A 24,700-nucleotide genomic window follows, 5' to 3' on the forward strand; every position below is an offset into this window, starting at 1 on the left:
GGAACACTGACATGACTGAACTGCCCGGACTCTCCGGCAAGGTCGCGCTCGTCACGGGCGCCAGCCGCGGCATCGGCTACGGCGTCGCCGAGGCCCTCGTCGCGCGCGGCGACCGGGTCTGCATCACCGGCCGCAACGAGGACGCGCTGAAGGAGGCCGTCGAGAGGCTCGGCGCCGACCGGGTCATCGGCGTCGCCGGCAAGGCGCACGACGAGGCCCACCAGGCCGTCGCCGTCGAGCGCGTGATGGAGGCCTTCGGCCGCGTCGACTTCCTGGTCAACAACGCCGGCACCAATCCGGTGTTCGGACCGATCGCCGACCTCGACCTGAACGTCGCGCGCAAGGTCTTCGAGACCAACGTGATCTCGGCGCTCGGCTTCGCCCAGCGCACCTGGCATGCCTGGCAGAAGGACAACGGCGGCGCGATCGTCAACATCGCCTCGGTCGCGGGCCTGGCGCCCTCGCCCTTCATCGCCGCGTACGGCGTCAGCAAGGCCGCGCTGATCAACCTCACCGCGCAGCTGGCGCACGAGTTCGCGCCCAAGGTACGGGTCAACGCGATCGCCCCGGCGGTCGTGAAGACCAAGTTCGCCGCCGCCCTGTACGAGGGCCGCGAGGAGGAGGCCGCCTCGGGCTACCCGCTGGGCCGACTCGGCGTGCCCTCCGACATCGGCGGCGCCGCCGAGTTCCTCACCTCGGAGCAGTCCGCCTGGGTCACGGGTCAGACGCTCGTCGTCGACGGCGGCATCTTCCTCAACGCCGGCGTGGCCTGATCTCGCCCACGAGGACCTCTCAAAATCGATCCCGGACACGGGCGCCGTCGACGAGAACGGCGCCCGTGTCCGGGTATCGGAACCCGGTGCACGATGACAACGTAGTCATCCCCAAATGATCAAAACCCCTGTTCAGAAGGGGGTTCAGGGGGCGTGGCGCTGCGGTATGGTCTGCCGACCCTTGGTACGGCGGATCGAGGAGCGTGCGCGTGTTCAACCGGAAGCGGGGCCTGCGGCGGGTCGCGGCCATCGTGTCCATATCGTCACTGGTCACCGGATGCGGCATCCTGTCGTCCGACAGTTCGGAGGACGAGGAGCCGATCGTCGTCGGGACGACCAGCGCCCCCAGCACCCTCGATCCGGCCGCTTCGTGGGACGGCTCCTGGGAGTTGTTCCGGAACATCTACCAGACGCTGCTCAGTTACCCCAGTGGTGCCACCGCGCCACAGCCCGACGCCGCCGAGCAGTGCTCGTTCACCGACACCACGAACCAGGTGTACCGCTGCCGACTGCGCGAGGGCCTGACCTTCTCCAACGGCGACGCCCTCGACGCCCAGGCCGTCAAGTACTCGATCGACCGGATCAAGGACATCAACGTCAACGGTGGTCCGGCCGGCCTGCTCGGCAGCCTGGAACGGGTCCAGGCGCCGAGCGAGCGCGAGGTGGTCTTCCACCTCAACAAGCCCGACGCCACCTTCCCGTTCGTGCTCGCCACGCCCGCCATGTCGATCGTCGACCCCGACGACTACCCCGCGGACGCCCTGCGCGAAGGCAGCGGGGTCGTGGGATCCGGCCCGTACACGCTCCAGTCGTACCAGGACGGCGAGCGCGCCGAACTCGTGCGCAACGACCGCTACAAGGGCTTCGCCGAACGGCACAACAAGGCGGTGAACATCCGCTACTTCAAGGACTCCGCCGACATGGTGAAGGCGCTGCGCGACGGCGGCATCCAGGTGACCTATCGCGGCCTCGCCGCCGACGACGTCATCACGCTCCAGGGCAAGGCGGGCAAGGAGGAGAACCTCCAGCTGGTCGAGGGAAGCGGTACGGAGATCAGCTACCTCGTCTTCAACCCCGAGGACCCGTGGGCGGGACGCAAGGAAGTGCGCCAGGCCGTCGCCCAGGTGATCGACCGGGCGGCGATCGCGCACAAGATCTACCAGGACACCGTCGATCCGCTGTACTCGATGGTCCCCAAGGGCCTCACCGGTCACACCACGGGCTTCTTCGACGACTACGGCGACCCCAGCGTCCCCAAGGCCCGCGAGCTGCTCGAGGACGCCGGCATCACCGACCCGGTCCCGCTCAAGCTCTGGTACACCACCGACCGCTACGGCTCCGAGACGGCGCAGGAGTTCAAGGAGATCAAGCGGCAGCTCGACGCCTCGGGCCTGTTCGAGGTCACCCTCGAGAGCCGCCCCTGGAAGACGTACGTCGCCGGCTACCAGAAGGGCGAGTACCCGGTGTTCGGACGCGGCTGGTCCCCGGACTTCCCGGACGCGGAGAACTTCATCGCCCCCTTCGTCGGCGAGCAGAACGCGCTCGGCACGCCCTACCTCACACCGGAGATCACCGGCGAGCTGCTGCCGCGCTCACGCCGGGAGAGCGACCGCGGCAACGTGGAGAGGGACTTCGAGCGGGCGCAGCAGATCATGGTGAACGACGCGCGGCTGCTGCCGCTGTGGCAGGGCAAGCAGTACGTCGCCGCCAGCACGGACATCTCGGGCGCGGAGCAGGCCCTGGACCCGTCGACGATCATGATGATGTGGCAGCTCCACCGGAAGACGAGCTGGTAGACGGCTTCGGGGGCCCGATGCCGGGATGACGTTCGGACGGTCCCGCGACCAGTCCGCTGTCACGCGTCACGAGACGAGGCGGACAGACGCTCCGTGGCGCCGCCGAAGGGAAGGAACAAGGTCCGCGCGGCGAGGAGCCACTCGCCGTCGACCTTCCGGAACGTGTCCTCGTAGTGGCCGACGTTGGCGGGGAGCCGCGGCGGAATCATCCCGTCGACGTATCCGTCGACACGGTAGGTCGCCAGGTAGGAGGTCGCGGTCGCCGTCGACGCGGAGTCCACGGTGACGAGGATGTTCGTCATCACCCGACGCGACAACCGGTCCGCCGGCCGAGAGCCGAAGTACGTGCGCAACGCTTCCCGGCCCTCGATGCGACGGTCCCCGTGGGGCCACTCCCAGACCCCGTCGGCGGTGAACAGATCGGCCGCCGAACCGGGGTCCGCCAGATCGAGGCGGCGGACCAGGTCGACGATCAGACGTTCGCACGCTCGCTCCGCGAGCAGGCGGTCCATCGGGCTCATCGCTTCAACGGTCATCTCCACTTCCTACCAGCCACGCCCCGCCACGGGACAACGCTTTTCCGGGCGCCGGCCGGCGCCCCTTGTCAGTGGTCGCCGGTAGGTTCTACGGGACTGGAAGCGACCGCACAGCGTAAGGAAGTTGACGTGACCGACATCGCCATGCTGCCCGAGTCCTGGCGCGAGGTGCTGGGCGGCGAGCTGCAAGAGCCCTACTTCAAGGAGCTGATGGAGTTCGTCGAGGAGGAGCGGGCGAACGGCCCCGTCTACCCGCCGCGCGAGGAGGTCTTCGCCGCGCTGGAGGCCACGCCTTTCGACCAGGTGAAGGTGCTGGTCCTCGGCCAGGACCCGTACCACGGCGAGGGCCAGGGACACGGGCTGTGCTTCTCCGTCCGGCCCGGCGTGAAGGTCCCGCCGTCCCTGCGGAACATCTACAAGGAGATGCACGCGGAGCTGGACACCCCGATCCCGGACAACGGCTATCTGATGCCGTGGGCGAAGCAGGGCGTCCTGCTGCTCAACGCGGTGCTCACGGTCCGCGCCGGCGAGGCGAACTCGCACAAGGCCCGTGGCTGGGAGCTGTTCACCGACGCGGTGATCCGCGCGGTGGCCCACAGGGCCGACCCGGCGGTCTTCGTGCTGTGGGGCAACTACGCGCAGAAGAAGCTGCCGCTGATCGACGAGGCGCGGCACGCCGTGGTCAAGGGCGCCCACCCCTCGCCGCTGTCCGCGAAGAAGTTCTTCGGCTCCCGCCCGTTCACCCAGATCAACGAGGCGGTCGCCGCGCAGGGCCATGAGCCGATCGACTGGACCATCCCGAATCTGGGCTGACCCGACGCCCGGGCCGGTCCGTCACCGACCGGCCCGCGCACGCCCCGGTGCCGCCTGACCGGGAAAGCGGGTGCGTGCGGTTAGCGTCGTCGGGACAGCTGACCCAGGCACGGAGGACGCGGTGGCGAAGGGACAGGAGCAGGCGGCGGCGGATGCCGTGCTGACGCGGATCGGTCAGGTCGCCATGCTGCATCACGCGGGCGACCGCGAGGAGGCCCGGCACCGCTACCTCGCCCTGTGGCAGGAGATCGGCGAGCGCGGTGACCCCCTGCACCGCTGCACGCTGGCGCACTACCTCGCCGACACCCAGGACGACCCGGCGGAGGAGCTGGCCTGGGACCTGCGGGCGTTGTCGGCCGCCGAGGAACTGACGGAGGGCCGGCTCGCCGACCGCCACGAGGGCACGCCCGCCGCCCGGGCCCTGTACCCCTCGCTCCACCTGAACCTGGCCGCGGACTACGACCGGCTCGGTCACCGCGAGGCGGCCCGTCAGCACCTGCGGCGTGCCCGCGCCGCGGCCGACTCCCTCGCCCCCGGCCGCTACGGGGAGGGCGTACGCGCCTCGATCGACCGGCTGGAGCTGCGCCTGGACGGCGTCGGACCGTGTACGGACGGCCCCGACCGGCCCGACGGGCCCGAGGGGTGGGGCCGACCGCCGCGGCAGCGGCCGTAACGCCGGCCCGGCCCCGTGGGCACCGGCCGGCCTCAGTGGCCGTACGCCTGCTCGCAGATGCGGGCCTCGGGGCTGCCCGGCCGCCAACCGCCGTACTGCTTGCCGAGGGAGCACACGTCCGCCTTCCCGCCGGTGCCGTCGCCGGAAGCGCCGGGCAGGTCCGGCACCCTGGGCCGGGGTGGTGCGGGGGCACGGGTGTGCTCGGGTGCCGCCGGGCGGGCGGGCCGCTGTCCGGGGGCACGGGCGGCCGGCGGATCGTGCGGCGCGGACGGGGGTGCCGGGGGCTTCGTGCGGCGCGGTTTCCCGCCGGCAGCTTCCGGAGCGGAGGAGGGGCCGATCATCTCCAGCGCCTCCCGGGCCGGGGCCTGGACGACCCGTGGCTCGGCCGGGCCGTCCGGGCGCGGCGCGGACGAGCGGGCGCCGGCCCCGGAGGGGTCGTCCACGGCCGGGCCCCTGACCGTCGTACAGCCGGTCAGGGCCGAGACAGCCACGGTCAGCAGAAGCGTTGCGGTGGTCGTCGTTCGATGCACCCGCGCCACTCTGCTGCTTCGGACCCCCTGACCGGCGCCGGACGAGCGGAGGTTGCCCCGCACGGGTGATCTCCGGCCCCGTACGGAGGCCCGTGGGCAACCGGAGGTGACGTCAGTCGCCCGTGGCCCCGTCCAGGCGCTCGCGGATCAGGTCCGCGTGCCCGTTGTGACGCGCGTACTCCTCGATCATGTGGGTGTGGATCCAGCGCAGGGTGTAGCGCTCACCGGTGCGCAGGTGCTTGCCCCGGGTCGGTTCGCCCAGGGGAACGCCGGCCGCGTTGCGCCGGGCCGCCTCGATCTCCGCCTGCCAGGTGGCGTGGGCCTCGGCGAAGGTGTCGGCCTCGGTGAGCCGGAACTCGCCTTCCGGGTCCTCGTCGGAGTAGTAGATCGGGCCGGCGTCCTCGGCCGCCAGCACCCTGCGGTACCAGCTGCGCTCCACCTCCGCCATGTGCCGGACCAGTCCCATCAGGGACAGCGCCGACGGTGCCACGGCGGCCGTCCTCAACTGCTCGTCGGTGAGTCCTTCGCACTTCCAGGCGAGGGTCTGCTGGTGGTACTCGACCCAGCCCTCCAGCATGGCGCGTTCGTCGGCGTCGACGGGGGGTTCACGGCGTTCGGTCGTCATGGCGGCATCCTCGCCCAGACCGGCCGGTCCCACCAGGGGATTTCAGTCCTCCGGCAGAGCGCCGCGCAGGCCGCGACGCAGGTCGCCCAGCATGCCGTCCAGGAGTTCCCGCAGCCCCGACCGCACGTCCTGGAGGCTCGGTACCTCGGCGTGGAAGGTCCCGGCCACGCAGCTGAACATCAGGCCGTCCGCCCAGGCGACCAGTGAGAGCACGTGCCGGGCCGGGTCGGCCGAGCCCATCGCCGTGACGAGGGCGCCCAGCTGCTCCCGGAAGCGGGCGCCGGCCGCGTCGAAGTGCGCCCGCAGCTCGGGGCGGCGCGTGGCCTCCAGGGCCAGTTCGTACCGGGCCAGCGTCAGCGCGCGGTTGCGGGTCAGGGCGCGGTGCGTCGCCAGTGCCAGCGCGTCGACCAGGGCGTCGAGGCCGGCGCGCGGGTCCGGCATCTCGTGCAGCGCCAGCACCCGCGCCTCCCGGTCGGCCAGGCGTCGCACCGCCAGTTCCAGCAGCGCCTGCCGGGTCCGCGCGACGTTGGACGTGGAGCCCTGCGGGAGCCCGGCCGCCTCGTCGACCGCCCGGTGCGTGAGCCCGCGCATCCCGCGCTCGGCGAGCAGCGCCAGGGCGGCGTCGGCGACGAGGTCGGCGCGGGAGGCACCGGACGGGGACCCGGAAGGTGCGGCAGGAGCGGACATGGAGATCAACCTACCCGTCTCACTACGGCTGTAGTACAGTCGGCGGCAGGTGTTACTACATCTGTAGTGAGTTTCGCGTCGAGAAGAGGGTCGAGGAGAGTCATGGCAAGGACGAAGACGGCCGTCGTGATCGGCGGCGGCATCGGCGGCCTGACCGCGGCGGCCGCCCTGTACGAGAGCGGCCTGCGGGTCACCGTGCTGGAGCGCGCCCCTTCGCTCCGGCCGATCGGCGCGGCCATCTCGCTGTCGCCCAACGCCCTGCGCGCCCTGGACGTGATCGGTCTGGGCGACGAGATCCGCGACCTCGCCGCCTGGCAGGGCGACGGGGGACTGCGCACCCCCGGCGGACGCTGGCTCTCCAGGTCCAGCGCCGAGGCCGCCGCGGCACGCTTCGGCGGTCCGCTGGTGCTGCTGCACCGGTCCACGCTCATCGACCGCCTGTCCGCGCTGCTGCCGCCGGACGCCGTCCGCACCGGCGCCGACGCGACGCTCGCCGACCCGGGCGACCGTGACCGTCCGGCCAGGGTCCGCACGCCCGACGGCGAGCTGGAGGCCGACCTGGTCGTCGCGGCCGACGGCATCCACTCCGCCGTACGCCGCACGCTGTTCCCGCACCACCCCGGCACCGTCTACTCCGGCTTCACCACCTGGCGGGTCGTGCTCCCGGTCCCCGGCGCCGAGTTCGCCTCCCACGAGACCTGGGGCCGGGGCCGCATCTGGGGCACGCATCCGCTCAAGGACGGCCGGGTCTACGCCTACGCCGCCGCCGTCGCCCCGGCCGGAGGGCACGCGGCCGACGAGAAGGCGGAACTGCTGCACCGCTACGGCGACTGGCACGACCCGATCCCCGCCGTTCTCGCCGCCGCCCGCCCCGAGGACGTCCTGCGCCACGACGTGCACCACATCGCCGAGCCGCTTCCCGCCTACCACCGCGGCCGGGTCGCCCTCCTCGGGGACGCCGCGCACGCGATGCCGCCGAACCTCGGCCAGGGCGGCAACCAGGCCGTCGAGGACGCGGTCGTGCTCGCCCACCACAGCCAGGACCTCGCCGCCTACACGGCCGCCCGGCTGCCCCGCACGACCGCGATCGCCCGCAAGGCCGTGAAGGTCGCCCGCCTCAACCTGATGGGCAACCGTGCCGGGATCGCCGTCCGCGACGCCGCGATCCTCGCCCTGTCCAAGGCCGGACCGGCCCTGTTCCTGCGCGGCTTCGACGGCATCGCCGACTGGCGGCCCCCGCAGCCCCCGTATGCTTCCCGGCGGACCCAGGTCGGCGAGCGTTAGAGGAGCACATCCCGTGAAGGTCGGCTGCATCGGACTCGGCGACATCGCGCAGAAGGCATACCTGCCGGTGCTCGCCGCCCTCCCCGGGATCGAACTGCACCTGCAGACCCGGACCCCCGCCACCCTCACCCGGGTCGCCGACAAGCTGCGCATCCCGCCGGCGCAGCGCCACGCCGACCTCGACTCGCTCCTCGCCCAGGGCCTGGACGCCGCCTTCGTGCACGCGCCGACGGCCGTCCACCCCCAGATCGTGACGCGGCTGCTGGAAGCCGGTGTCCCCACCTACGTCGACAAGCCCCTCGCCTACGAACTCGCCGATTCCGAACGCCTGGTGTCCCTCGCCGAGGATCGACGCACCGGCCTCGCCGTCGGCTTCAACCGGCGCCACGCTCCCGGGTACGCGCAGTGCGTCGAGCACCCGCGCGAGCTGATCCTCATGCAGAAGAACCGCACCGGACTGCCCGAGGACCCGCGCACGATGATCCTCGACGACTTCATCCACGTCGTCGACACGCTCAGGTTCCTGGTGCCGGGGCCGGTCGACGACGTGACCGTGCGCGCCCGGGCCGTGGAGGGCCTGCTCCACCACGTCGTGCTCCAGCTCGCCGGGGACGGCTTCACCGCGCTCGGCGTGATGAACCGGCTCAGCGGCTCGGCGGAGGAGATCCTGGAGGTCTCCGGCCAGGACACCAAGCGTCAGGTGGTCAACCTCGCCGAGGTGATCGACCACAAGGGCCAGCCCACCGTGCGGCGGCGCGGCGACTGGGTCCCCGTGGCCCGTCAGCGGGGCATCGAGCAGGCGGTGCTCGCCTTCCTCGACGCGGTGCGCTCCGGCGAGGTGCTCAACGCCCGGGACGCGCTGGAGACCCATGAGCTGTGCGAGCGGGTGGTCCGGGCCGTACTGGACGGCTCCGCCTGAGCCGCACCGCCCGCACGCCCTCGACGGTGCCCCAGGCCGCGAGGCTCAGCAGCGCCGCGTACACCGTCCAGTCGCCGTAGCGGACGTACGGCGTGGTGCCGTGGGTGAGGGGGATCTCGTACACCCGCGAGGCGCTCGCGTCGGTGCCGAGCCAGGAGCCGATCCGCGCGCCGTTCGCGTCGTAGACGGCGGAGACGCCGGTCAGCGTCGCGTGCACCATCGGCCGGCCGGTCTCGGCGGCACGCAGCGCGGCGAGGGAGGCGTGCTGCTCGGGAGCCCAGGTGTGCTGGAAGGTCGACGTCGACGACTGGGCGACCAGCACCTCGGCACCGTCGGCGGCGAGGCTGCGGCTCATGTCGGGGAAGGCGCTCTCGAAGCAGACCATCGGCCCGATCCGCAGGCCGTCGCCGACGTCCGTCACCACCTGCTCGGTGCCCCGCCTGCGGTCCTCGCCCGCCGCCTTGCCCACGGAGGTGGCCCAGCCGAGCAGCGAGCGGAACGGCACGTACTCCCCGAAGGGGACGAGCCGCATCTTGTCGTACCGGTCGCCGGTCGGGCCCTCGGAGCCGACGAGCACCGAGCTCTTGTAGATGCCGGGTTTGTCGGAGCGCCGCGCGTCCACGTTGACCAGGATGTCCGCGCCGGTCTCCCGGGACAGCGCGGCGAGCCTGCGGGCGAGGTCCGGCCGGTCGTCCAGGTCGAATCCGACGCTGCTCTCGCCCCAGACGATCAGATCGAGGTCCCGGTCCGCGAGCCGCCGGGTCAGCCGCTCCTCACGGTCGAACCGCCGGTCGGCGCTCCCGGCCCCGGCGACGATGCCCGGCTGCACCACGGCGACCGCGACCCGCTCGTCGGTGCCGGGGCGCGGTGACCAGACCCAGGCCGCCGAGGTGGCCGCGGCCGTGGCGAGGAGACCGGCCAGCGCCGGCACCCTCGCCCGGCGGACGGCGACGAGGACGGCGACGGCGACGTTGACGGCCACCACCAGGAAGCTCAGCAGCCACACCCCGCCCACCGAGGCGAGCCGCAGCGCCGGAGCCACCTGCCACTGGCTGGCGCCCAGCATCCCCCAGGGGCCGCCGAGCCCCTGCCAGGAGCGGACCAGCTCTGCCAGCAGCCACCCCGACGGCAGCACCACGAGGGCCGCCGCGACCCGGCCGCCGGACGGCGTCCCGCCCAGTGTCCTGTGTACCAGCCAGCCCCACGGCACCCAGAGCGCGCCGAGCAGCGCGGCGATGACGAACGTGAACACGTGCAGGTTCGGCAGCAGCCAGTGGTGCATGGCCAGCACGAACCCGAAGCCGCCGCACCACCCGTCGTACGCCGCCCGCTTCCCGTCCGGCGCGGTACGGGCCAGCAGGATCCAGGGGACCAGCGCGAACCAGGCCCACCACCACAGGGCCGGGCCCGGGAAGGCGAGCACCGGCAGCGCGCCGGCGAGCGCGGCGAGGGCCGAGCGCCGCCACGGGGAGGCGAGCCAGTGGTCGAGCCTCTTCATGGGCGCCTCCTTACCGATGGTGCCTACCCGATGATCCGTACAGTGTGCGCCCGCGACGACGGCGAATTCAGTTGATCACACCGAGGTCTGTCCGGCGCGCGAGACGTTCCCTAGGATGATCGATGATCGATCAAAACGTGGAGGTATCAATGACGCGACCCATCACGGTGGTCACCGGCGGCAGCCGGGGGATCGGTGCGGCGACCTGTCTGCGCCTCGCGGCGGACGGGCACGACGTCGTCGTGGGCTACGCGCGGGACTCGGCGGCCGCCGAGACGGTCGTGGCAGGGGTGCGCGAGGCGGGCGGCCGCGGTGTCGCGGTGCGGGCGGACACGTCCGTCGAGGCCGACGTGGAGCGCCTCTTCGACGCGGCGGAGGAGCGGCTGGGCCCGGTGACGGGGCTGGTGAACAACGCGGCCGTGACCGGACCGCTGGGGCGGCTCGCCGACAGCGACACCGCGGACCTGCGCCGGGTCCTCGACGTCAACCTGCTGGGCGTGCTGCTGTGCGCCCGGCGGGCCGCGCGGCTGATGACACCGCGGGGGAGCGGTGTGATCGTGAACGTGTCGTCGGGCGCCGCGACCCTCGGCAGCCCGGGCGAGTACGTGCACTACGCGGCGAGCAAGGCGGGTGTCGACGCGCTGACGCTGGGCCTGGCCAAGGAGCTCGGCCCGGACGGGATCCGGGTCAACGCCGTCGCGCCCGGCGTGATCGACACCGAGATGCACGCGGCGGCGGGCGACGCCGGCCGGGCGGCCCGGATGGGGGCGGCGGTGCCGATGGGGCGTGCGGGACGGGCGGAGGAGATCGCCGCGGCGATCGCCTGGCTGCTGTCGCCCGACGCGTCGTACACGACGGGGACGGTGCTCAGGGTGGCGGGCGGACGCTGACTGAGGCCCGGGGACGGGGCCGACTCCGCACCGGGGCGGCCCCCTCGGCTCAGGCCGCCTCGATGACCTCGCCGCGGATCGCGGTCGCCCACTCGACCACCAGCAGCTCGTACTCCACGCGCTCCTGCGCGGACAGGGTCCCGCCCGCGCGCCGCCACAGCGCACGGATCTGATCGTTCAGTTCCGCGGCGGACCGCACGGAACCAGGGGTCGCGTAATCGGGGGACATGCGGACAAGCCTAGGGGCAAGCACTGACGCTGCGCTACCGGACGGCTACACAAGCGGGTGCGGTCAGCCGGAGGACTCCGCGGCGTGCGGGCTGAGGACGCCCGTCGCGACCAGGGCGATGATGACGATGCCGAGCGCGATGCGGTACCAGACGAACGGCATGAAACTCTTGGTGGAGATGAACTTCATGAACCAGGCGATGACCACGTACCCGGAGGCGAAGGCGATGACCGTCGCGAAGAGCGTCGGTCCCCAGGAGACGTGGTCGCTCTCCATCGCGTCCTTCAGCTCGAACACGCCGGAGGCGAGCACCGCCGGGACCGCGAGCAGGAACGAGTACCGGGCGGCGGCCTCGCGCCGGTAGCCCATGAAGAGGCCGCCGCTGATGGTCGCGCCGGAGCGGGAGACGCCGGGGATGAGGGCCGCCGCCTGGCACAGGCCGTAGATCAGGCCGTCCCGCACGCCCAGGTTCTCCAGCTCCTTGCGCTGCTGCGGCGCGCGGTGCCGGCCGCCCTTCTCGTCCCGGGCGGCCATCCGGTCGGCGATGCCGATGATCACGCCGACGACGATCAGCATCGTCGCGGTGATCCGCAGGTCGCGGAAGGGGCCCTCGATCTGGTCCTTCAGCGTCAGGCCGAGCACGCCGATCGGGATCGAGCCGACGATCACCAGCCAGCCCATGCGCGCGTCGGGGTCGTGGCGCATCGACTTGTCGGTGAGCGAGCGTGTCCACGCCGAGATGATCCGGCCGATGTCCTTGCGGAAGTAGATGAGCACCGCGGCCTCGGTGCCGATCTGCGTGATCGCCGTGAAGGCCGCGCCCGGGTCGTGCCAGCCGGAGAACGCCGCGGTCAGCCGCAGGTGCGCGCTGGAGGACACGGGGAGGAACTCGGTCAGCCCCTGGACGAGTCCGAGGACGAGGGATTCAAACCAAGACATGGAGTTGCGTCAGTCCAAGTGGCGATCGAGGAACGGCGAGAAACGGTCGGCGGACACGCCGAACCGTCGCGTGCGGTGATCGGGACCTGGCGTGCCGAGGGGCAGCGTAGCGCCCCGAAATGAACCCCCGGCGACGGGGGTGAGCGGGCCCCTACGCCGCCGCGGGCCCCGTCACCGTCCAGCCGGGGACCTGCGGATGGGCGGTCAGGTCCTCGTGGCGGACGGCGTCGCCGCAGGCCGGGCAGGTGACCTGCGGGAGGTCAACGACGGAGCCTCGGCCGTGCTGATCACGTCGAGCGAGACCGCGGCCCGCCTCGGCCTGCGCCCCCTCGCCCGGCTGCACAGCTTCGCCGTCACCGGCTCCGACCCGCTGCTCATGCTCACCGGCGTCGTCCCGGCCACCGAGAAGGTGCTGCGCCGGGCGTCGCTCTCCCTCGGCGACATCGACCTGTTCGAGGTCAACGAGGCCTTCGCGAGCGTCGTACTGGCCTGGCAGCAGGAGACCGGCGCGGACCTCGACAGGGTCAACGTGCACGGCGGCGCCATCGCGCTCGGTCACCCCCTCGGCGCGAGCGGCACCCGCCTGACCACCACCCTCGTCCACGCCCTGCGCGAACGGGGCGCGCGCTACGGCCTGCAGACCATGTGCGAGGCCGGCGGTCTCGCCAACGCCATGATCCTGGAAGCGGTGTGACGGCCCTTCAGTGCCCGCGCAGCCGGTGCCGCTTGCGCCAGGCCACCACCGCACCCGCGAGACCCGGCAGGGCGATGCAGGCCAGCGCGATCAGGAAGGCGGGAGAGGTCGGCGTCGAGGCACGGGCGCCCGCGACGACGTAGGCGGCGGTGTTGGGGATCGAACCGAGCCCCGTCGCCAGCAGGAAGGGCAGCAGGCCCATGCGGGACACGGCGGCGCAGTAGTTGGCGGCGGCGAACGGCACCCCGGGGAACAGCCGCGCCGCCAGCATCGAGCGGAAACCGTGCCGGCTGAGCTGCCCGTCCGCGGCCTTCAGCCACTTGCCCCGCAGCAGCGGACGAAGCGCCTCCTGGCCCAGCACCCGGCCGAGGCAGAAGGCGATCCCGGCGCCGAGCACCGTCCCCGCCAGCGCGGAGGCGAGGCCCAACTGCGACCCGAACAGGGCGCCGGCCGCCAGGTTGAGCAGCGGACGCGGCACGAAGGCGACCGTGCACAGCCCGTACGCCACCGCGTACGCCAGGGCCGCCGCGGCACCCCCGAGCTGCGGCGGCCAGCCGTTGGTCAGCAACTGCTGCGGCTGGAACAGCACCACCGTCGTCGCGGCCGAGGCCAGCAGGGCGACGAGCAGGGAGAGCCGAGACCACGGCGACAGCAGCACTCTCGTCACACGCGTGGCGAAGCCGGTCGGCGCGACCGGTCCGGCGGCGGTGGCGACGGCGAGTTCGGCGGCGGTCCGGGGAGAGACCGTGGCGGTGCCCCCAGAGCGGGTGGTGGCATCGAGCATCCGGTGACACTAACCGACAAATGTGTGTGATCGCCGTATGGTGCGTCTCATGAGCGTCACAGCCCGGCCGATTCCGGACGCGCCGCACAGTGCTCTCGCCGACACGGTACTGGAGCGGCTCATCGCCGAGTACCCCACCGCGGTCGACCCCGAGCGGGCCGCCGGGCTGCGGGCGTACATGAAGGACGTGGCTCCGTTCCTGGGCATGACCTCGCCCGTTCGCCGTTCCCTCTCCCGCACCGTCCTGGCAGGTGTGCCCCGCCCGGCCGAGCCGGACTGCGCCGCGGTCGCGCTGCGCTGCTGGCGGCTGCCCGAGCGCGAGTACCACTACTTCGCCGTCGACTACCTGCGCCGGTATGTGACGCACTGCTCGTCCGGTTTCCTGCCCGTGGTCCGGTACCTGCTCACCACGGTGCCCTGGTGGGACACCGTCGACCTGCTCGCCGCGCAAGTCGTCGGGGGCCTCGTCACCGCCGACCGCGGCCTCACGGCCGACATGGACGCCTGGATCGAGGACGAGGACCTCTGGCTGGTCCGCGCGGCGCTCCTGCACCAGCTGCGCTACAAGGAACGCACCGACACCGACCGCCTCTTCGGCTACTGCGCGCGTCAGTCGGGCCACGGCGACTTCTTCGTCCGCAAGGCCGTCGGCTGGTGCCTGCGCGAGTACGCCAAGACCGACCCGGACGCCGTGCGCGGCTTCGTGGCCGAGCACCGGACCCGCCTCGCACCGCTGTCCGTGCGGGAGGCGCTGCGGGCCATCGGCCCGTAGTGCCGCCGGACCGGCACCGATCTCGAACGGCTGTTCCCCCAAAAACCATTCGACGTGCGACGAAGCGTCGGCAATGATCGGCGTCATGTTCCGGTACGCCTTCCACCTCGCAGCATCCGCGGTCGCGGATGCCCCGAAGGCTGCCGTCGCCCACTTCACCGCCGCAGTCGACGGCGCCCGAAGCTGACCCTCCCCGGATCGTCCGGCGGACCCCGCAGGGGGAGGGTCGGCCGGCCCCAGGGGTCCCCACCACCGCCACGAGGCTTCGAGGTACCGCCATGTCCAAGACGGCGTACGTCCGCACCAAACCGCATCTGAACATCGGCACGATGGGCCATGTCGACCACGGCAAGACCACCCTGACCGCCGCCATCACCAAGGTCCTCGCCGAGCGCGGGGCCGGCACGTTCGTGCCGTTCGACCGCATCGACCGCGCCCCGGAGGAGGCGGCGCGCGGCATCACCATCAACATCGCGCACGTCGAGTACGAGACCGACACCCGGCACTACGCCCACGTCGACATGCCCGGCCACGCCGACTACGTCAAGAACATGGTCACCGGTGCCGCCCAGCTCGACGGGGCGATCCTCGTCGTCTCCGCGCTGGACGGGATCATGCCGCAGACCGCCGAACACGTGCTGCTCGCCCGGCAGGTGGGCGTCGACCACATCGTGGTCGCGCTCAACAAGGCCGACGCGGGCGACGAGGAACTGACCGACCTGGTCGAGCTGGAGGTCCGCGAACTGCTCACCGCGCACGGCTACGGCGGCGACGCCGTGCCCGTCGTACGGGTCTCCGGGCTCAAGGCCCTGGAGGGCGACCCGCGGTGGACGGCCTCCGTCGAGGCACTGCTCGACGCCGTGGACACGTATGTGCCCATGCCCGAGCGGTACCTGGACGCGCCGTTCCTGCTGCCGGTGGAGAACGTGCTCACCATCACCGGCCGCGGCACCGTCGTCACCGGCGCCGTGGAGCGCGGCACCGTGCGTGTCGGCGACCGGGTGGAGGTGCTCGGGGCGTCCGTCGAGACGGTCGTCACCGGCCTGGAGACCTTCGGCAAGCCCATGGAGGAGGCCCAGGCCGGGGACAACGTGGCGCTGTTGCTGCGCGGAGTCGCCCGCGACACCGTACGCCGGGGGCACGTGGTCGCCGCGCCCGGCAGCGTGGTGCCCGCCCGACGCTTCACGGCGCGGGTGTACGTCCTGTCGACCCGCGAGGGCGGGCGCTCGACGCCGCTCACCACCGGCTACCGGCCGCAGTTCTACATCAGGACCGCGGACGTGGTCGGCGACGTGGACCTCGGCGAGGCGGCCGCCGCCCGGCCCGGGGACACCGTCACCATGACGGTCGAGCTGGGCCGGGACGTGCCGCTGGAGACGGGGCTGGGCTTCGCCATCCGCGAGGGCGGCCGCACTGTGGGGGCGGGGACCGTGACCGCCGTCGGGTGAGGCCGTGCCGGGCACAAGCCGATCGGCGCAAGCGGACCGGCACAAGGTGCTTGGCACAATGGGCAGGTGAACGAAGCCATACCCGTCAGCCGCGTCACCGACCACGGCACCGCCAAGCTCATGCCCGACGTCGACCGGGAACGGGCCTGGCTGCTCACCGTCGACGGGGCGCCGCAGTCGTACGTCGACCTGGACGAGCCGGCGCACCTGGAGTTCGAGTACACGCGCCGGCTCGGCCACGTCCTGGACACGGTCGCCGAGCCGGGGCGCGCGCTGGACGTCCTGCACCTGGGCGGCGGCGCGTTCACCCTGCCCCGGTACGTGGCCGCGACCCGGCCCGGCTCGCGGCAGGACGTCGTGGAGGCCGACCGGGGGCTGCTCGACCTGGTCGCCGAGCACCTGCCGCTGCCGCCGGACGCGGGCATCACCGCACACGGTGCCGATGCCCGCGCCTGGCTGGCGGAGGCCCCCGCGGACTCGGCCGACGTACTGGTCGCCGACGTCTTCGGGGGCTCACGCGTGCCCGCGCACCTGACCTCCGTCGGCTACGTGCGCGAGGCGGCCCGGGTGCTGCGCGCCGACGGCGTGTATGTGGCCAACCTGGCCGACGGTGCGCCCTTCGGCTTCCTCCGCGGTCAACTGGCCGGATTCGCCATGTTCTTCGAGGAGCTGGCCCTGGTCGCGGAACCGGGGGTGCTGCGCGGGCGCCGCTTCGGCAACGCGCTGCTCGTCGCCGCGCACCGGCCCCTGGACACCGCGGCCCTGGCCCGGCGCACCGCCGCCGACGCCTTCCCGGCCAGGGTCGAGCACGGGCCCGCCCTGCGGGACTTCACCGGCGACGCCAGGCCGGTGCGCGACGAGGACGCCGTACCGTCGCCCGAGCCGCCCGCCGGGGCGTTCGGCATCGGCTGAGCGGCGCCGTCCGGCCCGGTGTGCCTACGACTCGGTCGGCGGTTCCTCGGTGAGGCGCACGGTGCTGAGGATCTTCTGGATCGTCGCCTCCGGGACCTCCTCGTCGACGCCCTTGGCGCCGTAGAGGTTCCAGGTGACGAAATCGCCCGCGCCGTTCTTGAAGGCGAAGGTGATCGCCTTGCCCTCGGTGTCGCACTTCCCCTTCTTGGCCGCGCCCTCCGAGTGCGCCGTGATGACGCTGCCCTTGATGCCGGACGCGGTCGTGTACGCCTTCGGCTTGCCGTACTTCACGGCCTTCTTGTCCGGCTCGGTGAAACCGCCGTAGATCCACCACGGCACCCGTGTCTCGGCCGCCATGTCCGTGTCCTTGGCGCCGCTCTCACCCCGGGTACCGGCGGTGGCGAGGGCGGTGCTCTCCTTGCGGCCGTCCTTGTTCTCGTCGGTCGTGCACCACTCGGACTTCAGGTAGGCCGGGGCGGTGACGGTGGTGCGCTCGATCTTGCCGTCCTCTTCCCACTCGAAGCCGACGCTGGTGTCGGTGGTCTCGATCTCCCACTCCGCGGGCACGTCGAACATGGTGCCGAAGCGCGGGTTGGCGACGACCTTCCAGCCGTCGACGGTGGCCTTCGCCCCCTCGCCGCCGCGCGGGTTGTCGTCGGAACCGGACGCCGTGGGGTCGGCGGTGGGGGACTCGGACTTCTCCACGGTCGGGCTCGCCGACACCTTCTTGTCCTTGCCGTCGTCCGCCTGGTCGCCCTTGTCACCGCCGAGCACCAGGAACCCGGTGACGCCCGCGGCCACCACCACGGCGAGGGACGCGATGATCGCGACCAGCTTCGTCCGGTTGCCGCCACCACCGCCACCACCGCCCGTCGCGGGCTGCGGAGAGGTGGCCGGCTGCGGAGTGCTCCACTGCTGCTGCCCGTACGCGCCGGGCTGCTGCTGGTAGCCGGGCTGCTGATACGGATTCGGCTGCTGATACCCCGGCTGCTGGTACGGATTGTTCTGGTTCTGCGGGTTCTGCTCGCCCCCGGGCGGCTGCTGTCCTGGCCACATGAGCAGTCACCCTAATGCCGCCCAGGACACGATTCGGTCACCGGCCCTTGTCAGGGACGTACCGAAGTCCGACGGACCAGCGGTCCGGCTGCCTAGGATTCCGACGGGGTGTACTCCCTGACGGTGGCCAGGATCTTGCGGACGGTGGAGTCGGGCACCTCGTCGGCGACGTCCGCGGCGCCGAAGAACGACCACGAGACGAAGTCGCCGTCGGCCGATTTGAAGGCGAAGGTGGTCGCCTTGCCGTTCACGTCGCACTTGCCCTTCTTCGCCACCCCGGACGACCGGGAGGTGGCGAGGCTGCCCTCGATGCCGGAGGCGGTGGTGAAGGGCGTCACCGGTCCCGTGGCGACCTTGTCCCGGTCCGGCTGGGTGAAGCCTCCGTAGACCCAGGCCGCGGAGTCGGTCCGGGCGATCTCCTCGGTGCTCCGCGCGCCGTTGTTGCCGCGGGTGCCCGCACTGGCCAGGGGGGTGTAGTCCACCGAGCCGTCCCGGTCGTCGTCCGACCCGCACCACTTCTCCTTCAGGACGGCGGGTGCCTTCATGCCGACCAGTGGCTTCTCTTCGGGGTCGTCGTCCTCGGCGACATAGGTGACCCAGTCGCGCGACTGCGGTGCCCAGGAGGCCGGCACGTCGAAGGCGAGGCCGTGGTCGGGATCGGCCACGACGGTCCAGCCCTCGACTGTGGGTTCCGGGCTGTCGTCACCGCCACGCGGGTCGTCGGCGGCGGAGGCGGACGGGGAGGACGCGGCCGGGGAGGAGGCGGTGGGGCCGGGCCGGGCCTCTTCGTCCTCACCTCCGCCCACAAGTACGGCCCCGCTCGCGGCTGCGGCGACCACCACGACCGCGGCGGCGACGATCGCCACCACCTTCGTACGGCTGTTCCCGGGCCCCCGGCCGGACGGCCCGCCGGACGTGACCGTGGGGGCGTTCCAGGGGCCGGGCGGCTGTTGTCCCGCGTACGGCGGCGGCTGCCGGTAGCCGGGCTGCTGATACGGGTCGGGCTGCCGCGGATCCGGTCCGCCGGTGGGCGACTGCTCTCCTGGCCACATGGGCGCTCAGCATACGGCGATCTTCCCGGGCGCCTGGTCCTGGATGCTACTCGCGGGTAACCTGCTTCCATGAGCGCAGATCAGATGTCGATCGGCGAGTTGCTCGCCGCCACGGTGCCGATGGTCAGGACCCTGAACCTCGAGTACCTGGAGACCACCCCGGAGAAGGCCGTCCTGGCCCTCCCGGACCAGAGCGAGTACCGCAACCACGTCGGCGGACCGCACGCCGGAGCCATGTTCACGCTGGGAGAGTCGGCCAGCGGCGCGATCGTCCTCGCCGCCTTCGGCGACCAGCTCTCCCGGGCGGTGCCGCTGCCGGTCACCGCGGAGATCGCCTTCAAGAAGATCGCCCTCGGCCCGGTGACCGCCACCGCGACACTCGGCCGTCCCGCCGCGGAGGTCGTCGCCGAACTGGACGCCGGCAGCCGCCCCGAATTCCCGGTGAGCGTCGCCATCCAGCGCGAGGACGGCGCCGTGACCGGTGAGATGACCGTCATATGGACCCTGCGCCCCAACAGCTGACCCCCGCCGACCCGGTACGCTTCCCGGTGCGCGTCGTTCGAGGCGCACCGGCAACAGGTATCCGAAGCGGAGGGTGGGGCGTTGCACGTCCAGGAATGGCTCGACACGGTGCCCGCGGCGGCCGTCTACGCCGTCGTCGCGCTGGTCATCGGTCTGGAGAGCCTGGGCATCCCGTTGCCCGGCGAGATCGTCCTGGTGTCGGCGGCCCTGCTGTCGTCGCAGCACGGCGGGATCGACCCGCTGGTCCTCGGCGCCTGCGCCAGCGCGGGCGCGGTGGTCGGTGACTCCATCGGATACGCCATCGGCCGCAAGGGGGGCCGGCCGCTGCTGGCCTGGCTGGGCAGAAAGTTCCCCAAGCACTTCAGCGAGGGGCACGTCGCCACCGCCGAGCGGTCCTTCCAGAAGTGGGGCATGTGGGCCGTGTTCTTCGGCCGCTTCGTCGCCCTGCTGCGCATCTTCGCGGGCCCGCTGGCCGGTGTGCTGCGGATGCCGTACTGGAAGTTCCTGATCGCCAACGTCCTCGGCGGCATCGTCTGGGCGGGCGGCACCACGGCCGTCATCTACTACGTCGGCGTCGTCGCGGAGGACTGGCTCAAGCGCTTCTCGTGGCTGGGCCTGGTGGCGGCGGTCCTGATCGGCGTCGCCTCGATGCTGATCGTCAGGCGCAAGGCGAGCAGGGCCCGGTCAGAGGCCCAGCCTGCGACCGCCGGGGAGTGAAGCACCCCGAAGGGGGCGGGGCTGTGCCGATGTGCGGCTCCGCCACGTGGGCGCGCCCGGCCGCGCACAAGCCGCGGACGGCGTCCTACAGGACCTCCCCCACCGCATCCCGATGCTGCCCGGCCAGCGCCGCGTACATCGTGCCGTTCAGCGTGACCCCCTGACGCTCCTCCTCCGTCAGCTCACGCTTCACCTTCGCCGGTACCCCCGCGACCAGTGAGCCCGGCGGCACCCGCATGCCCTGCGGGACCAGCGCCTGGGCGGCGACCAGTGAACCGGCGCCGATCACCGCGCCGTTGAGGACCGTGGCACCCATGCCGATCAGGCAGTCGTCCTCGACGGTGGCGCCGTGCACCACGGCGTTGTGCCCGATGGAGACGCGCTCGCCGACGGTGACGGGGAAGCCGGGGTCGGCGTGGAGCGTGCAGTTGTCCTGGACGTTGCTGCTCGCGCCCACGGAGATCCGCTCGACGTCGCCGCGCAGTACCGCGCCGTACCAGACGCTCGCCCCCGCGTGCAGCGTCACGTCCCCGATGACCGAGGACGTCGGTGCCACGAAGGCCTCGGCGTCCACCTTCGGGTCCTTGCCGCCGATGCCCGTGATCAGCGCCTTCTGCGTCATCTTCGCCTCCTGCTCGGGTGTTGTACGGCACCGTACGCCACCCGGTGGGGTGAAGATCACAGCACGGTACGGCCCTGGCCGCACCGCGCGCGGACTACCGTGAGCGGGTGCCCCACCGCAAGAACACGTTCTCGTCCTGGCGGAGCCGCCTCGCGCAGCGGGCCGTCCACGCGGGCTGGGCCTGGGTGCAGCGCACCGGTTCCGTCACCGCCGCGCGTCCCGGGCGCTTCCGCTTCGGCGCGCTGGGCACGGGCACCCGGCTCGCCTTCCCGCTCGGCACGGTCTTCGGCGAGCCCTGGATCCACGTCGGCGCCCACTGCATCATCGGCGAGCAGGTCACGCTGACCGCCGGGCTCATGCCCGACCTCGACCTGGGCCCGGAGCCGATCCTGCGCATCGGCGACGGGGTCGTCCTCGGCCGGGGCAGCCACGTCATCGCGGACACCACCGTCACCATCGGCAGCGACTGCTACTTCGGCCCGTACGTCTACGTCACCTCCACCAATCACTCCTACGACGACCCGCACCAGCCCATCGGCAAGCAGTGGCCGCGGATGGACCCGGTGGAGATCGGCCCCGGCTGCTGGATCGGCACCGGCGCGGTGATCCTGCCCGGGGCGCGGATCGGGCGGAACGTCGTCGTGGCCGCCGGTGCCGTGGTCCGGGGCACGGTTCCCGACCACGCCGTGGTGGCGGGCGCCCCCGCCCGCGTCGTACGGCGCTGGACCGCCGCCGAGGGCTGGCAGCCGCCGCTCAGGACCCCGGCTCCGGTGCCGATTCCCGACGGGATCACGCCGGGGCAGCTGCGGGAGCTGTCCAAGCTGGACGACGAGGCGGTGGCCCGTCTCGCCGAGCTGGACGACCCGGGGCCGGCGGCGGACAGGCTCGCTGAACCGGCCGCGGAGAGCTGAGCGCGAGCCGAGGCGCACAGCCCTGCCATCGCGCCTCGCAGTACAGTTCGGTGGATCTTCGGGTGCGGCGGACCACGGTTCAGTGAAGTGCACCCTGTCATGCGAAGTGATGCACAAGTCCCTGGACGGAACGTGGCGGACCTCGACCTGCTGACCCAGTCCCTCGCGCGCAACGTCAAGCGCTGGCGCGCCGAGCGCGGCTTCACCCTGGAGGCGCTGGCGGCGCGCGCCGGTGTCAGCCGCGGCATGCTCATCCAGATCGAACAGGCCCGCACCAACCCCAGCCTCGGCACCGTCGTGAAGATCGGCGACGCGCTCGGCGTCAGCATCACCACACTGCTCGACCGGGAGCAGGGCCCCACGGTCCGCGTCGTCCCCGCCGAACAGGCCGTACGCCTCTGGCACACCGACGCCGGCAGCTTCAGCCGGCTCCTCGCCGGAGTGGAGGCGCCCGGCCCGCTGGAGATGTGGGAGTGGCGGCTGATGCCGGGCGAGAGCAGTCTCTCCGACCCGCACCCCACCGGCACGGTCGAGCTGGTGCACGTCGTCGCCGGGGAACTCACGCTCACCGTCGACGGGGTGGCCCACCGCGTCCCGACGGGCGCGAGCGCCTCCTTCGAGTCCGACACCCCGCACACGTACGGCAACGAGGGCGACGCGCCGATGGAGATGGTCATGGCGGTCTCCGTGCCGCCCGTCCGTTGAGACGGCCGTTCTCCAAGGCCCCGGCAGTTGTTAGCGTGCGGCCATGCACGCACCCATCGGGAACTTCGACAGCGCCACGCCCGCCCCGGAATGCCTCGACGAACTGACCCGCCCGGTCGCCGACGCCGTACGCCACTGGAGCGGCACCGTTCCCGCCGACCAGATCCTCTACGTCGACACGGAACCGGAGTGGGCCGACACCGCCACCTTCGTCGAGCACTACGGCCGTGAGCTGCTCGAACAGTCCGCCAACTGCGTGGTGGTCACCGGCAAGCGGGGCGGCGGCACGACGCTCGCCGCCTGCGTCGTGCTCTCCACCACCCGGGTCGACGTCAACGGCGTCGTACGCCGTCACCTCGGAGCGCGCAAGGCCTCCTTCGCCCCGATGGACACCGCCACCGGCGAGACCGGCATGGAGTACGGCGGCATCACGCCGGTCGGCCTGCCCGGCGACTGGCCCGTGCTGGTGGACTCGGCCGTCGTCGACCTGCCGTACGTCCTCGTCGGCAGCGGAGGCCGGCGCGGCAAGCTGCTCGTACCGGGCAAGGCCTTCGCGGAGTTGCCCGGCGCCGAGGTTCTGGAAGGGCTCGGCGCCGCCTGACCCGTCACACGGTGGCGTGGTGGGCGATCACATGATGCGGATCCGCCTCGCCCGGGGACGGCGCGGGGTCGGCGTGGACCAGGGCCGCGGTGAGCCGCGGCACGGCGTGCAGCAGGGCGTGCTCGGCGGCCACGGCGACGCGGTGTGCCTCGCGCACGGTCGCCTCGCCGTCCACCACCAGCGCGACCTCGGCGCGCAGCCGGTGCCCGATCCAGCGCAGCCGCAGCTCTCCCACCCCGCGCACGCCGGGGGTCTCACCCAGTACCCGCTCCGCCCGGTCCACCAGCGCCGGGTCGACGGCGTCCATCAGCCGCCGGAACACCTCGCGGGCCGCGTCCCGCAGGACCAGGACGATCGCGGCCGTGATCGCCAACCCCACGACCGGGTCGGCGAGTTGCCAGCCCAGTGCCGCGCCCCCGGCGCCCAGCAGCACGGCCAGTGACGTGTAGCCGTCGGTGCGGGCGTGCAGTCCGTCGGCGACCAGTGCGGCGGAGCCGATCTCCCGGCCCACGCGGATGCGGTGGCGGGCCACCCACTCGTTGCCGGCGAAGCCGACCACGGTGGCCGCGGCGACCGCCGGGACGTGCGAGACCGGGCGCGGGTCGAGCAGCCGGTCCACCGCCGTCCACGCCGCGAGGACCGCGGACGCGGTGATCGTCAGGACGATCACGACACCGGCCAGGTCCTCCGCCCGCCCGTAGCCGTACGTGAAGCGGCGGGTGGCCGCACGCCGGCCCAGGACGAAGGCGACGCCCAGGGGCACGGCGGTCAGCGCGTCCGCGGTGTTGTGCACCGTGTCGCCGAGCAGTGCCACCGATCCGGAGGCCATCACCACGGCCGCCTGCGCGAGTGCCGTCGCGCCCAGCACCGCCAGCGACACCCACAGCGCGCGCAGCCCGCGGGCCGAGGACTCCAGGGCGGGGTCCAGCTTGTCGGCGCTCTCATGGGAGTGGGGAGTGAGCCGGTGGGCGAGGCGGTGCGTGACGCGGCGCCATCTGCCGACGGGGGAGCGGTGGTCGTGGTGCGGGTGCTCGTCGTGGTGGTGATGCCGGTGCGGGTCGCTCATGGTGCCCCTTCCGGTGTTCCTGTGTTCCGGTGTCTGGTGTCCGGTGTTCCGCGTGCCGGTGCGGTGGGTGGACGTGCGCCGTCCACGACGCCATTATGTGCGTATGAGCGCACGCATGCACCTGTCACCTGCGGACGATGCGCACCCGCGCACACCGGGCGAGGAGCAGTTCGCGCTCGCCGCCGAGGTCCTCGCAGTGCTCGGCGACCGCACCCGCCTGACCCTGCTGCACGCCCTGACCGGCGGCGAGGCCGACGTCACCACCCTCACCGAGATGTGCGGGGCGGCCCGGCCCGCGGTCAGCCAGCACCTGGCCCGGCTGCGGCTCGCCGGACTGGTGAGCACCCGCAAGGAGGGGCGCCGGGTGGTGTACTCGCTGCGCGACGGACACCTGCGCCGCCTGGTCGACGAGGCGCTCAACGCGGCCGACCACCGCCTCGGCGACCGGCCGCTCCACGACTGAGCGAGGCCCTCGGCCGGGTCTTCTACCGGGGTCCTTTCGGCCGGAGCCTTCGGAGAGCGGTTCTCAGCCGGAGGTCCGCAGCCGGTGGTCCGCGCGGCGAGGTACCGCTCGGCGAACTCCGCCGCCGCGACCGGCGGCGGCCGAAAAGCGTGGCGCAGCAGCGGAGTCGGCGTGGGAGACGGG

Annotated in this window: 28 protein-coding genes and 2 pseudogenes; 17 read left to right on the forward strand and 13 right to left on the reverse strand. The window is 72.5% G+C overall.

Translation table 11 applies throughout. The features are described from left to right. The first annotated feature begins 11 nt into the window (after nucleotides 1-11). Together ABS735_RS11500 and ABS735_RS11505 are read left to right on the forward strand one after the other, a co-directional pair. Complete coding sequence (locus tag ABS735_RS11500; RefSeq protein WP_373906150.1) at nucleotides 12-773, forward strand: SDR family oxidoreductase; 762 nt, start codon at nucleotides 12-14, stop codon at nucleotides 771-773. A 209-nt stretch (nucleotides 774-982) separates the two neighbouring features. Continuing rightward, nucleotides 983-2,569: an ABC transporter substrate-binding protein gene (locus ABS735_RS11505; RefSeq protein ID WP_373906149.1), complete on the forward strand. Its 1,587-nt coding sequence runs from the start codon at nucleotides 983-985 to the stop codon at nucleotides 2,567-2,569. 59 nt (nucleotides 2,570-2,628) lie between these two features. On the opposite strand, the gene ABS735_RS11510 is transcribed toward ABS735_RS11505, so the two are convergent. After that, entirely contained in the window at nucleotides 2,629-3,105 is a 477-nt protein-coding gene (locus ABS735_RS11510) for a nuclear transport factor 2 family protein (RefSeq protein WP_373906148.1), read from the reverse strand. 129 nt (nucleotides 3,106-3,234) lie between these two features. Between ABS735_RS11510 and ung the strand changes: the two genes are divergently transcribed. After that, a complete protein-coding gene (gene ung, locus ABS735_RS11515) occupies nucleotides 3,235-3,918 on the forward strand; it encodes a uracil-DNA glycosylase (protein WP_373906147.1) in 684 nt (227 codons plus the stop codon). Between the two features lie 121 nt (nucleotides 3,919-4,039). Then, on the forward strand, nucleotides 4,040-4,591 hold the full coding sequence (locus ABS735_RS11520; RefSeq protein ID WP_373906146.1) for a hypothetical protein: 552 nt from the start codon (nucleotides 4,040-4,042) through the stop codon (nucleotides 4,589-4,591). A gap of 32 nt (nucleotides 4,592-4,623) precedes the next feature. On the opposite strand, the gene ABS735_RS11525 is transcribed toward ABS735_RS11520, so the two are convergent. The 3 genes from ABS735_RS11525 to ABS735_RS11535 form a co-directional block, all read right to left on the reverse strand. Continuing rightward, nucleotides 4,624-5,130, reverse strand: a complete 507-nt coding sequence (locus tag ABS735_RS11525) for a hypothetical protein (RefSeq protein ID WP_373906228.1) — start codon at nucleotides 5,128-5,130, stop codon at nucleotides 4,624-4,626. A gap of 103 nt (nucleotides 5,131-5,233) precedes the next feature. After that, nucleotides 5,234-5,746: a DinB family protein gene (locus tag ABS735_RS11530; RefSeq protein ID WP_373906145.1), complete on the reverse strand. Its 513-nt coding sequence runs from the start codon at nucleotides 5,744-5,746 to the stop codon at nucleotides 5,234-5,236. A 42-nt stretch (nucleotides 5,747-5,788) separates the two neighbouring features. Beyond that, the gene (locus tag ABS735_RS11535; protein WP_373906144.1) at nucleotides 5,789-6,433 is read right to left on the reverse strand and encodes a TetR/AcrR family transcriptional regulator; all 645 of its coding nucleotides are present in this window, start codon (nucleotides 6,431-6,433) and stop codon (nucleotides 5,789-5,791) included. A gap of 102 nt (nucleotides 6,434-6,535) precedes the next feature. Between ABS735_RS11535 and ABS735_RS11540 the strand changes: the two genes are divergently transcribed. Together ABS735_RS11540 and ABS735_RS11545 are read left to right on the forward strand one after the other, a co-directional pair. Next, nucleotides 6,536-7,717: an FAD-dependent monooxygenase gene (locus ABS735_RS11540; RefSeq protein ID WP_373906143.1), complete on the forward strand. Its 1,182-nt coding sequence runs from the start codon at nucleotides 6,536-6,538 to the stop codon at nucleotides 7,715-7,717. 13 nt (nucleotides 7,718-7,730) lie between these two features. Further along, the gene (locus ABS735_RS11545; RefSeq protein WP_373906142.1) at nucleotides 7,731-8,636 is read left to right on the forward strand and encodes a Gfo/Idh/MocA family protein; all 906 of its coding nucleotides are present in this window, start codon (nucleotides 7,731-7,733) and stop codon (nucleotides 8,634-8,636) included. Here the strand turns inward: ABS735_RS11545 and lnt are convergent. After that, on the reverse strand, nucleotides 8,560-10,134 hold the full coding sequence (gene lnt, locus ABS735_RS11550) for an apolipoprotein N-acyltransferase (RefSeq protein ID WP_373906141.1): 1,575 nt from the start codon (nucleotides 10,132-10,134) through the stop codon (nucleotides 8,560-8,562). The genes ABS735_RS11545 and lnt overlap by 77 nt on opposite strands. 149 nt (nucleotides 10,135-10,283) lie before the next feature. Between lnt and ABS735_RS11555 the strand changes: the two genes are divergently transcribed. Beyond that, nucleotides 10,284-11,024 carry an SDR family NAD(P)-dependent oxidoreductase gene (locus ABS735_RS11555; RefSeq protein ID WP_373906140.1) on the forward strand — a complete coding sequence of 247 codons (741 nt, stop codon included), beginning with the start codon at nucleotides 10,284-10,286 and terminating at the stop codon, nucleotides 11,022-11,024. 49 nt (nucleotides 11,025-11,073) lie between these two features. Here ABS735_RS11555 and ABS735_RS11560 read toward each other — a convergent pair whose 3' ends face one another. The 3 genes and pseudogenes from ABS735_RS11560 to ABS735_RS11570 form a co-directional block, all read right to left on the reverse strand. Then, a complete protein-coding gene (locus tag ABS735_RS11560; RefSeq protein WP_102929323.1) occupies nucleotides 11,074-11,253 on the reverse strand; it encodes a hypothetical protein in 180 nt (59 codons plus the stop codon). Between the two features lie 63 nt (nucleotides 11,254-11,316). Further along, the gene (locus tag ABS735_RS11565; RefSeq protein WP_373906139.1) at nucleotides 11,317-12,192 is read right to left on the reverse strand and encodes an undecaprenyl-diphosphate phosphatase; all 876 of its coding nucleotides are present in this window, start codon (nucleotides 12,190-12,192) and stop codon (nucleotides 11,317-11,319) included. A 151-nt stretch (nucleotides 12,193-12,343) separates the two neighbouring features. After that, nucleotides 12,344-12,451: pseudogene (locus tag ABS735_RS11570) on the reverse strand (winged helix-turn-helix transcriptional regulator); the annotation flags it as partial. On the opposite strand from ABS735_RS11570, the pseudogene ABS735_RS11575 reads away from it, so the two are divergent. After that, a pseudogene (locus ABS735_RS11575) lies at nucleotides 12,434-12,886 on the forward strand (steroid 3-ketoacyl-CoA thiolase); the annotation flags it as partial. The pseudogenes ABS735_RS11570 and ABS735_RS11575 overlap by 18 nt on opposite strands. A gap of 7 nt (nucleotides 12,887-12,893) precedes the next feature. Here ABS735_RS11575 and ABS735_RS11580 read toward each other — a convergent pair. Further along, a complete protein-coding gene (locus ABS735_RS11580; protein WP_373906138.1) occupies nucleotides 12,894-13,670 on the reverse strand; it encodes a TVP38/TMEM64 family protein in 777 nt (258 codons plus the stop codon). Between the two features lie 49 nt (nucleotides 13,671-13,719). Between ABS735_RS11580 and ABS735_RS11585 the strand changes: the two genes are divergently transcribed. From ABS735_RS11585 to ABS735_RS11595, 3 genes are all read left to right on the forward strand, one after another. Then, nucleotides 13,720-14,442: a DNA alkylation repair protein gene (locus tag ABS735_RS11585; RefSeq protein WP_373906137.1), complete on the forward strand. Its 723-nt coding sequence runs from the start codon at nucleotides 13,720-13,722 to the stop codon at nucleotides 14,440-14,442. Between the two features lie 278 nt (nucleotides 14,443-14,720). Beyond that, a complete protein-coding gene (tuf, locus tag ABS735_RS11590; RefSeq protein ID WP_373906136.1) occupies nucleotides 14,721-15,890 on the forward strand; it encodes an elongation factor Tu in 1,170 nt (389 codons plus the stop codon). Between the two features lie 66 nt (nucleotides 15,891-15,956). Continuing rightward, nucleotides 15,957-16,802, forward strand: a complete 846-nt coding sequence (locus tag ABS735_RS11595) for a spermidine synthase (RefSeq protein WP_373906135.1) — start codon at nucleotides 15,957-15,959, stop codon at nucleotides 16,800-16,802. A 24-nt stretch (nucleotides 16,803-16,826) separates the two neighbouring features. Here the strand turns inward: ABS735_RS11595 and ABS735_RS11600 are convergent, their stop codons facing one another. Then, nucleotides 16,827-17,858: a DUF8017 domain-containing protein gene (locus ABS735_RS11600; protein ID WP_373906134.1), complete on the reverse strand. Its 1,032-nt coding sequence runs from the start codon at nucleotides 17,856-17,858 to the stop codon at nucleotides 16,827-16,829. A 92-nt stretch (nucleotides 17,859-17,950) separates the two neighbouring features. Continuing rightward, nucleotides 17,951-18,910, reverse strand: a complete 960-nt coding sequence (locus tag ABS735_RS11605; RefSeq protein ID WP_373906133.1) for a DUF8017 domain-containing protein — start codon at nucleotides 18,908-18,910, stop codon at nucleotides 17,951-17,953. 84 nt (nucleotides 18,911-18,994) lie between these two features. On the opposite strand from ABS735_RS11605, the gene ABS735_RS11610 reads away from it, so the two are divergent. Both ABS735_RS11610 and ABS735_RS11615 read left to right on the forward strand, forming a co-directional pair. Continuing rightward, the gene (locus tag ABS735_RS11610) at nucleotides 18,995-19,432 is read left to right on the forward strand and encodes a DUF4442 domain-containing protein (protein ID WP_109030208.1); all 438 of its coding nucleotides are present in this window, start codon (nucleotides 18,995-18,997) and stop codon (nucleotides 19,430-19,432) included. Nucleotides 19,433-19,513: 81 nt separating this feature from the next. Then, a complete protein-coding gene (locus ABS735_RS11615; RefSeq protein ID WP_373906132.1) occupies nucleotides 19,514-20,149 on the forward strand; it encodes a DedA family protein in 636 nt (211 codons plus the stop codon). 85 nt (nucleotides 20,150-20,234) lie between these two features. Here ABS735_RS11615 and ABS735_RS11620 read toward each other — a convergent pair whose 3' ends face one another. Beyond that, on the reverse strand, nucleotides 20,235-20,771 hold the full coding sequence (locus ABS735_RS11620) for a gamma carbonic anhydrase family protein (RefSeq protein ID WP_373906131.1): 537 nt from the start codon (nucleotides 20,769-20,771) through the stop codon (nucleotides 20,235-20,237). Nucleotides 20,772-20,878: 107 nt separating this feature from the next. Between ABS735_RS11620 and ABS735_RS11625 the strand changes: the two genes are divergently transcribed. From ABS735_RS11625 to ABS735_RS11635, 3 genes are all read left to right on the forward strand, one after another. Then, nucleotides 20,879-21,682 (forward strand): acyltransferase, encoded by an 804-nt coding sequence (locus ABS735_RS11625; RefSeq protein ID WP_476755831.1) that lies wholly within the window; start codon nucleotides 20,879-20,881, stop codon nucleotides 21,680-21,682. 132 nt (nucleotides 21,683-21,814) lie between these two features. Further along, a complete protein-coding gene (locus ABS735_RS11630; RefSeq protein ID WP_373906130.1) occupies nucleotides 21,815-22,387 on the forward strand; it encodes a helix-turn-helix domain-containing protein in 573 nt (190 codons plus the stop codon). 43 nt (nucleotides 22,388-22,430) lie between these two features. Beyond that, on the forward strand, nucleotides 22,431-22,988 hold the full coding sequence (locus tag ABS735_RS11635; protein WP_373906129.1) for a YbaK/EbsC family protein: 558 nt from the start codon (nucleotides 22,431-22,433) through the stop codon (nucleotides 22,986-22,988). A 4-nt stretch (nucleotides 22,989-22,992) separates the two neighbouring features. Here ABS735_RS11635 and ABS735_RS11640 read toward each other — a convergent pair whose 3' ends face one another. Continuing rightward, nucleotides 22,993-24,054: a cation diffusion facilitator family transporter gene (locus tag ABS735_RS11640; RefSeq protein ID WP_373906128.1), complete on the reverse strand. Its 1,062-nt coding sequence runs from the start codon at nucleotides 24,052-24,054 to the stop codon at nucleotides 22,993-22,995. A gap of 103 nt (nucleotides 24,055-24,157) precedes the next feature. Here ABS735_RS11640 and ABS735_RS11645 point away from each other — a divergent pair, with 103 nt between their 5' ends. Then, nucleotides 24,158-24,517: an ArsR/SmtB family transcription factor gene (locus ABS735_RS11645; RefSeq protein ID WP_373906127.1), complete on the forward strand. Its 360-nt coding sequence runs from the start codon at nucleotides 24,158-24,160 to the stop codon at nucleotides 24,515-24,517. The last annotated feature ends 183 nt before the right edge of the window (nucleotides 24,518-24,700 follow it).

Origin of the sequence: Streptomyces sp. MMCC 100, from assembly GCF_041538145.2 — a bacterium.
Classification (GTDB): domain Bacteria; phylum Actinomycetota; class Actinomycetes; order Streptomycetales; family Streptomycetaceae; genus Streptomyces.